2 pseudogenes are annotated in these 1,842 nt (G+C 77.4%); one reads left to right on the plus strand and one right to left on the minus strand.

Features of this window, described 5'->3' with window-relative positions:
- Positions 1 to 273: 273 nt before the first annotated feature.
- Positions 274 to 666: pseudogene (locus tag KDK95_RS38835) on the plus strand (Y-family DNA polymerase); the annotation flags it as partial.
- Positions 667 to 1,427: 761 nt separating this feature from the next.
- Here the strand turns inward: KDK95_RS38835 and KDK95_RS38840 are convergent.
- Positions 1,428 to 1,745, minus strand: a pseudogene (locus KDK95_RS38840) (highly repetitive protein); the annotation flags it as partial.
- Positions 1,746 to 1,842 lie beyond the last annotated feature (97 nt).

Below are 1,842 nucleotides of genomic sequence, written 5' to 3' on the forward strand. Positions count from 1 at the left end.
AACCCCCGCGACCCCGCCACCGCCGTCCGTCAATCGTCAACCGCCACCGAGCGAACCCCGCGATCCTGTCACCGCCGTCCGCCGTCCGCCGTCCGCCGTCCGCCGTCCGCCGTCCGCCGTCCGCCGTCCGCCGTCCGCCGTCCGCCGTCCGTCACCGTAATCCGCCCCGTCATCCGCCGTCCGTCACCTTTATCCGTCAACCATCATCGTCATCCGTCATCCGTCATCGTCCATCCGTTACCGTCACCGTCATCCGTCCAGGCAGAGCGCGCCATGTCCGAGACCCCGAACACCCCCGCCCGGGTCCTGGTCGCCTGGTGCCCGGACTGGCCGGTGCACGCGGTCGGCGCCGGGCCCGACGTGCCCGCCGCGGTGCTGGTCGGACAGGGCGCCCGGGCCGTGGTGCTGGCCTGCTCGGCGGCGGCGCGGGCGGCCGGGGTGCGCCGTGGCCAGCGGGTGCGCGACGCGCAGCGGCTGTGTCCTGACCTGCGCACCTACCCGCGCGACGAGCCGGCCGAGGAGCGGACCTTCGAACCGGTCGTGCAGGCGGTGGAGGACGTGGCGGCCGGGGTCGAGGTCGTGCGCCCCGGCCTGATCGCGCTGGCCGCCGCGGGCCCGGCCCGGTACCACGGCGGCGAAGCGCGGCTCGCGCTGCTGGTCCGCGAGGCCGTCGCCGACGTCGGCGTCCCCGCCGCCGGACCGGGTGCGGACGACGCGGCGGACGAGGCGGACCCGCTCGGCTGCGGCGTCGGCATCGCGGACGGGGCCTTCGCGGCGGGCCTGGCCGCCCGGCGCCCGGTCGACGAGCCGCTGATCGTGCCGCCCGGCGGAGCCGCCGCGTTCCTCGCACCCTATCCGCTGCGGGTGTTCGACCGGCCGGAGCTCGGCGAGATCCTGGAGCGCCTCGGCGTCCGCACCCTCGGCGACCTCGCCGCCCTGCCCGCCGCGGACGTGGCCAACCGCTTCGGCCCCGTCGGCGTGCAGGCGCACCGGCTGGCCCGCGGCCTTGACCCGCGCCCGCCCGCGCCCCGCCGCCCCGGCGAGGATCTCAGTGCCCTGCATCTGTTCGACCCGCCCGCCGAACGTGACGAGCAGGTCCTGTTCGCCGCCAAGGCGCTCGCCGACGAGTGGCGCGACGGTCTCGCCGCTGCGGGCGTGACCTGCGCCTCCGTACGGATCGAGCTGGTCGCGGAGAGCGGCGCCCAGTGCGCCAGGACCTGGCGCAACGGCGACGGGCTCGGCTCGGTCCTGTCCGCGCAGGCGCTGGCCCAGCGCGTCCGCTGGCAGCTCGACGGCTGGCGCACCCGGACGTCCCGCGAGGCGTCCCGCAACGCATACCGGGATGCCGCCTCCGCCGGCACTCCCGGCAGCACCGGCGCGCCCGGCACCTCTGGCATGCCCGGCACCTCCGGCATCTCTGGCATGCCCGGCACTCCCGGCAGCACCGGCGCGCCCGGCACCTCTGGCATGCCCGGCACCTCCGGCACCTCTGGCATGCCCGGCACTCCCGGCAGCACCGGCGCGCCCGGCACCTCTGGCATGCCCGGCACCTCCGGCACCTCTGGCATGCCCGGCACCTCCGGCACCTCTGGCATGCCCGGCACTCCCGGCAGCACCGGCGCGCCCGGCACCTCTGGCATGCCCGGCACCTCCGGCACCTCTGGCATGCCCGGCACTCCCGGCAGCACCGGCACGCCCGGCACCTCCGGCACGTCCGGCACCTTTGGCACTCCCGGCGCCGCAGGCCGTCGCGCCCGGCGACCCGCCGGCGTCGACACCGCAGCCGCAGCCGCAGCCGCCGACGCCGTGCCCCACCTCGTCTCTAAGCCCGTCCCCGACTTC

Source organism: Actinospica acidithermotolerans, assembly GCF_018139625.1.
In the GTDB taxonomy this organism is placed as follows: Bacteria; Actinomycetota; Actinomycetes; order Streptomycetales; family Catenulisporaceae; genus Actinospica; species Actinospica acidithermotolerans.